Below are 6,440 nucleotides of genomic sequence, written 5' to 3'. Positions count from 1 at the left end.
GTTGAGAGAAATGCCGATGCCATTATCATAGCCCCTGACGATTCTATAGAGCTGGTACCTTATATAGAGGAAGCCTATGCCAGCGATATTCCTATTGTACTTATTGATACCATAGTTAATTCAGAGAAGTATGATATCTGCTATATGACAGAGAATTTTATAGCCGGATATGAAGCCGGAGAAGAGATGATCAATCTTCTCAGGCAAAAAGGCTACTTGGACACCGATTCCGTGACTATTGGAATCATGGTTGGAAGTGCATATTCACAGACAATAACGGAGAGGCTTGCGGGTTTTTTCCAGTACTGGTCAGAAAATGCTCCGGATAGCTGGGTTACACACTCTGACGTAATGAACAGTAATGGTGATATTGAACTGGCTGGTGAACTGATAGAAGAGTATATGAATGCACATCCTGAAGTGGTGGGGCTGTTTGGTACCAACAATGGGCCAACCCAGGCTATGGCATCCTACATAATAGATAATGAAAGAACTGATTTAACAATTATGGGGTTCGACTATTCAGATGAGATGAGAACACTCGTAGAATCAGAAACGTATAGCGCTGCAACAATCTTACAGCGTCAGTATCAGATGGGCTATAGTGGAGTGACTTCAGCTCTTGATCTTATAAACGGTCACACCATGAATGTCAAATATGTTGATACAGGTGTTGTCGTGGTAAGCCATGATACACTTTTGGATGAAGAAGTTGCTGAGGCAATAGCACAATATTAAGGATTGGCTATGGATAATAATAAGAATAGTATCAAAAAAGAAAACAGGATACTTTATATTACTCTGATCCTCTCTCTTTTAGTGTTTGTCATAGCAATAACTATGCTTATCACATACTTTAACAATCTCATGGTAGAGCATGATCAGTACCTGTCAGGCGAAATATGCACTCTGGTGTCTGAGAAGATGAATAATTATATTAATTCTCTGACAGATAGAAGTAAGAAGATAGCTGTAACACTTTCTGCCCAGGATTATTCATCACTAGACGAGGTTTATGAAAAGCTTGCAAGTGATGATGATGTCAGAGAGCAGTATGCAGGCATTGGATTTGTTGACGAAGATGAAAATATCTATGCTACTGAAGAAGAAAAAGTAGATTTTGACAGATGGGATCTTCTTGATTATACACATACGGCTGAGAATGTGACGATGAGCATGCCTTATCGTTCGAATATATATGGTAAAACTGTTTCTACGGTATTTGTAAAGATAAATTATTCCCAAGGTAAGGACGGTTGGTTTTTCATCACATATCTGTTTGAGGATCTTCAAGAGATCGCAAAAACCAATTCTAGCATTACTGACCTTGAAATATGGCTTATGAATGCCGATTCAGCCAATATTATTCAGTGTGTTTCTACAGATGAGCATGCCGTTGGCAGCTGGACTAATGCATATCTTCGTATGCAGAATCTTACTGATGAAGGCTCAAAAGCTACATATATGAACTGGATACAGCAGCTTAGAGAAGGCGTTGATAACATGGGAATCAACTATACCATTGGTTATGACAGTTATTCCCAGTACTGCGATAAGATAGAGAGTGCCAAGGACTGGTATGTTGTTGTAAGGATACCTAACAAAGCCCTATCTTCAACTGTGAGTCAGTTCAGGGACCAGGTTATAAGGTTTACTATTTTACTTCTTATAATAGTAGTCGTTATTATTCTTACCATGTACATTCTTAACAGAAGAGAGAACGATATGCTGGAAAAGATATCGTTACATGATGCACTGACTGGTCTTTTAAACAGAAGAGCTTTTAGCGTATCTTCAGCTGAATGGCTAAAGTCCGGAAAATACAAGGCTTTGTGCTTTATTGACATTGATAACTTCAAAGATGTTAATGATAAACTTGGACATGAAAAAGGTGATGAACTTCTCAAGACCTTTAGTAGCATCTTGTCTGACAATCTTGGAGACAAGGCTGAGATATTCAGGTATGGAGGAGATGAGTTCCTGGCTATGATAGCTATCGAGGATTCTGATGATATTGATCAGATTCTAAAGGAGTCTTTGAACTGTGTTCATAACATAAAACTATCTGGATTTAGCGATGAGCCTGGCAAGCACATGAGCTTTAGTGCAGGACTTGCACAATATCCTTCAGATGCAGAGGATATTGATGAACTGATACGCTGTGCAGACAGAGCGTTATATAGCATTAAAGAAGCAGGAAGAGACGGTTACCGTTGGTATAAGGATTTATAATGATTTGGCCAGACAACCCATTACCTTTAGGTAATGGGTTGTTTCTTGTCATCTTATCAGAAAATATAGATTATAGAATTATTTGTAAATTATCAGTAAATAGGGCGCTTTTTAAGAAATATTAATGAATTGTTATTGAAGCTATTAACGAAATATCGTATAATTTGCATGCGGAGAGGAGTCCTGCCACCTTTGTTGGGTATTATTGTAAAGGAGGTTGTAGTATGTATTTAAGGACGAAAACTATTTTTAAAACTCTCACCGCAGTTCTTATGGCTATGATCATAGCTGCTATTCCACTTGGAAATGTTAATGCAAAGGAGTCGGATTCTGACTTTGAAGAATATACTGTAGTTGATAACGATGAAGTTTGTGTTACGATTACAGGAATAGAAGAAGATGAAGATGCCGGTTATATTCTCGAAGTAAGCATGGTTAATTATTCTGAGGATGTAACATATATGTACTCTGCAGAAAGTGCATCTTTTAACGGAGTATGCGTAGTTCCTTATTTTTATTCTGAAGTAAAACCTGGTAAGAAAGCTAATGAGGACTTTGATTTTTATCTTACGGATGAGGAAAAAGAGCTTATAGGCGAGATTACAGATATCTATATTGTTATGCGCATCTATGATTCAGATGACTGGTCTGCAGATGATGTATATTATGATGGCTTCCACATTTATCCGCAGGGTGAAGAGAACGCAGAGAATGTATACAGGGAAGATGAAGATGGGGATATTATTATAGCTGAAAGTGATGATATAAAAGTTGTCCTTATCGGCACGGAAATGGATGAATATTGGGGTTATGAGCTTAAGGTTTATGTAGTTAACAATACAGATAAGAGAGTTATATTTACAATTGATGATGCATCTATAAATGGCTATATGATAGATTCATACTGGGCTGTTTCGGTGCTTCCTAATTCTCAGGCATTTGATGAGATCACCTTCTATACTGAAGATTTAGAGGACATAGATGTTACTTCTGAAGAGGATATAGAAGATATGGAATTTGCACTCAGCGTTTATGATGCAGATGATTATTCAGCAGACAATATTTATGAAGAGGATATATCTCTTACATATAGTGCAGAAGTATCAGAATAGGGAAATATATAGCTTTTTGATAAGGAGAAATGTTAATCGCGCATTTAATAAGATGATCAGATGATGAATCTGTAGGCTAAAAAATAAGATTATTATCTGTTTATAAAAAGAAATCCGGTATTATTTAATTCTTATTTTCTTTTGCAGAAAGAATATAGAGAATCATAATAATACCGGAATTTCTTTTTGAAATTTTTTAAGTAGACGAGGGTTACAAATTTAACCTCATGCCACGAGTGGCTGATAGTTCGGTGCTGGTGCCATAAGAGGCACCAACTGGTTACTTACTCTACATCGGCAAGAGCTTCAATATCTTCTTCGCCGGTACGGATCTTAACAACCTTACCAACATTATATACGAAGATCTTACCGTCACCGATGTGACCTGTGTAGAGTGCACGCTTAGCAGTTTCTATAACTTTATCTACAGGAATCTTGGCAACTACGATTTCCAGCTTAACCTTAGGAAGAAGTGTTGCATCCATTTCAACACCACGATATCTTTCGCCGGCGCCCTTCTGAATGCCGCATCCCATTACCTGAGTTACTGTCATACCGGTTACACCAAGATCGTTCATAGCTTTTCTGAGCTTGTCATAACGAGAAAGCTTAGCAATGATTACAACCTTATGGATACCGGAATCAGCTTCAGGATAAGTAGGAGCCTTAACAACCTTAACAGATGCATTTTTAAGTGCTTCAGAAGCCTTATCGTATTCCCCGATACCAAGATCTGTATTCTCGTTTGCTTCCATCTCCATTCCAGTTACGTCCATTATTGAAAAACCTGCATATGCAGATGAAAGACCATGTTCTGTAATATCAAGACCTGTAAGTTCCTCTTCTTCAGAAGCTCTGAGTCCGAGAGTGGCTTTGATAACAGTGAATGTAATAAAAATAGTAACTAAAGTCCAGAGGATTGTTGCACACATACCGATGAGCTGGATACCAAGAAGCTTAAAACCGCCACCGTAGAAGAGACCTACCATCTCATTGCCGCTTGCATCTGCAAGTGAGTAACCAGGAACAGAATTAGTTGAGAAAAGACCTACAGCAAGTGTTCCCCAGATACCGTTCATCATGTGAACAGCAACAGCACCAACAGGATCATCAATTCTAAGTACGTTATCAAGAAGCCATACACCAAATACTACAAGAAGGCCTGCTACAAAACCTACTATGATAGAACCAAAAGCATCTACTGTGTCACAAGGAGCTGTAATAGCTACAAGACCTGCAAGTGAAGCGTTAAGACACATTGAAACATCAGGCTTGCCATATTTTATCCATGTGAAGATCATACATACAACAGTTGCAACTGCAGGAGCGATAGTAGTTGTTACGAAGATATCACCAAGCTGCTCAAGTGATGTTGCAGCTGCTCCGTTAAATCCATACCAGCCGAGCCAGAGAATGAAGACACCAAGAGCTCCGATCGGGATGTTATGACCTGGGAAAGCGTTAACTTTAGTGATCTTTCCGTTAGAATCCTTAGTGAACTTACCGATACGAGGACCGAGCATCCATGCACCGATAAGTGCGCAGATACCACCAACCATATGAATACAGTTAGAACCTGCAAAATCATGGAATCCCATCTGAGCGAGCCAGCCGCCGCCCCATGTCCAGTGAGCTTCAACCGGATAGATTATGCCTGAAATAACAGCCGAGTACACACAATAAGAAATGAATTTTGTTCTTTCAGCCATAGCTCCTGAAACGATTGTTGCAGTTGTTGCACAGAATACAAGATTGAATACAAATCCTGACCAGTCAAATTCTGCATAGTTAGTAAAGATATCAAAATTTGGAAGACCTACAAGACCAAAGAGTGCATCTTCTCCAAGGAAAAGACCAAAGCCTATAAGGATGAACATTACAGTTCCGATACAGAAGTCCATGAGGTTCTTCATGATGATGTTGCCGGCATTCTTGGCTCTTGTGAAGCCTGTTTCAACCATTGCAAAGCCTGCCTGCATCCAGAATACAAGTGCGGCACCCGCCAAAAACCAAACCCCAAAAACCTGCGAGTTTATATAAGATAGAATTTCGTCACTCATTTTTTCCTCCCTTTTGAGCTATTGCTCATATAATAAAAGCGCTGGTAGAGATTTAACTCTATCAGCGCCTTTGCTGGTTTTGTCTTGCCGAGTCTTTTTGAGACTGCAAGTCATATATTTTATTTATTCAGAGAACAGAAGATCAGCATATACAGGGAATGGCCAGTACTGTTCATCAACTACTGCTTCAAGTGCATCTGAAGCACTTCTTGCTTCGCTCATATCCTTAAGGATTGTCTTATGAAGATACTTCATAGCCTTGTCAGGATCTGAAGGAACCTTTGCATAGTCAGCTTCAAGCTTACTGCATGCAGCTGCAAGAGCATCTGTAAGAGTAGCAGTATTAGTAGCTGTATTCTTCTCGTATTCTACTACAACGCCAGCTTCTTTAAGAGCAGCGGCTCTCTGGCACAGCTCAGCTGTATAAGCAGATGCTGCAGGAAGGATCTGACGATGGATCATGTCGATCATGGTACGTGCTTCGATCTCGATTGTAGCGTTATAGGTTTCTACGTGAATAGCACCTCTTGCACGAACCTCTTCTTCTGTATATACATTGTTATCTACATACAGGTCGATATTCTTCTTTGAAATATATTCAGGAAGAGCATCAGCTGTAGATACAAGGTTGGAAAGACCTCTCTTTGTAGCTTCCTTAACCCATGAAGCATCATAACCATTTCCATTGAAGATAATTCTCTGATGATCTGTAAAGGTCTTCTTGATAAGCTTCTGAAGATCTGACTGGAAGTTCTTGCTCTTTTCAAGCTTATCTGCAAACTCTTTAAGTTCCTGAGCCATGATTGTGTTAAGTGCGATGTTAGGACCTGAAATTGACTGACCTGAACCAAGCATACGGAACTCAAACTTGTTACCTGTAAATGCCATAGGTGATGTACGGTTTCTATCTGTGTTATCCTGAGGAATTGAAGGAAGTACATCAATACCGATCTGGATTGAATGCTTACCTGATCCCTTATAGGACTTGCCCTGGATGATGCTCTGAACTACTGCATCAAGCTCATCACCAAGGAAA

General features: G+C 39.3%; 4 protein-coding genes and 1 pseudogene. 3 read left to right on the top strand and 2 right to left on the bottom strand.

What is annotated here, in order from left to right:
• The 3 genes from K6G87_RS11390 to K6G87_RS11380 all read left to right on the top strand — a co-directional run.
• Positions 1–738 (top strand): substrate-binding domain-containing protein (locus tag K6G87_RS11390; protein ID WP_296837239.1); only part of this gene is annotated, 738 nt, incomplete at its 5' end.
• Positions 739–747: 9 nt separating this feature from the next.
• Complete coding sequence (locus tag K6G87_RS11385) at positions 748–2,232, top strand: sensor domain-containing diguanylate cyclase (RefSeq protein ID WP_296837237.1); 1,485 nt, start codon at positions 748–750, stop codon at positions 2,230–2,232.
• 224 nt (positions 2,233–2,456) lie between these two features.
• Positions 2,457–3,344 carry a hypothetical protein gene (locus K6G87_RS11380; protein WP_296837235.1) on the top strand — a complete coding sequence of 296 codons (888 nt, stop codon included), beginning with the start codon at positions 2,457–2,459 and terminating at the stop codon, positions 3,342–3,344.
• Positions 3,345–3,628: 284 nt separating this feature from the next.
• Here K6G87_RS11380 and K6G87_RS11375 read toward each other — a convergent pair whose 3' ends face one another.
• Together K6G87_RS11375 and K6G87_RS11370 are read right to left on the bottom strand one after the other, a co-directional pair.
• Entirely contained in the window at positions 3,629–5,404 is a 1,776-nt protein-coding gene (locus K6G87_RS11375) for an ammonium transporter (RefSeq protein WP_296837232.1), read from the bottom strand.
• 123 nt (positions 5,405–5,527) lie between these two features.
• Positions 5,528–6,440: pseudogene (locus K6G87_RS11370) on the bottom strand (glutamine synthetase type III); the annotation flags it as partial.

The sequence above is a fragment of the Butyrivibrio sp. genome (genome assembly GCF_024699075.1).
Note: the sequence above shows the minus strand (reverse complement) of the source record. Positions and strands in the feature narration are given on the sequence as shown.

Excerpts from the sequence above, each read along its gene's own strand:
- K6G87_RS11385 (WP_296837237.1), top strand. The coding sequence starts at position 748 with ATGGATAATAATAAGAATAGTATCAAAAAAGAAAACAGGATACTTTAT.
- K6G87_RS11380 (WP_296837235.1), top strand. The coding sequence starts at position 2,457 with ATGTATTTAAGGACGAAAACTATTTTTAAAACTCTCACCGCAGTTCTT.
- K6G87_RS11375 (WP_296837232.1), bottom strand. The coding sequence starts at position 5,404 with ATGAGTGACGAAATTCTATCTTATATAAACTCGCAGGTTTTTGGGGTT.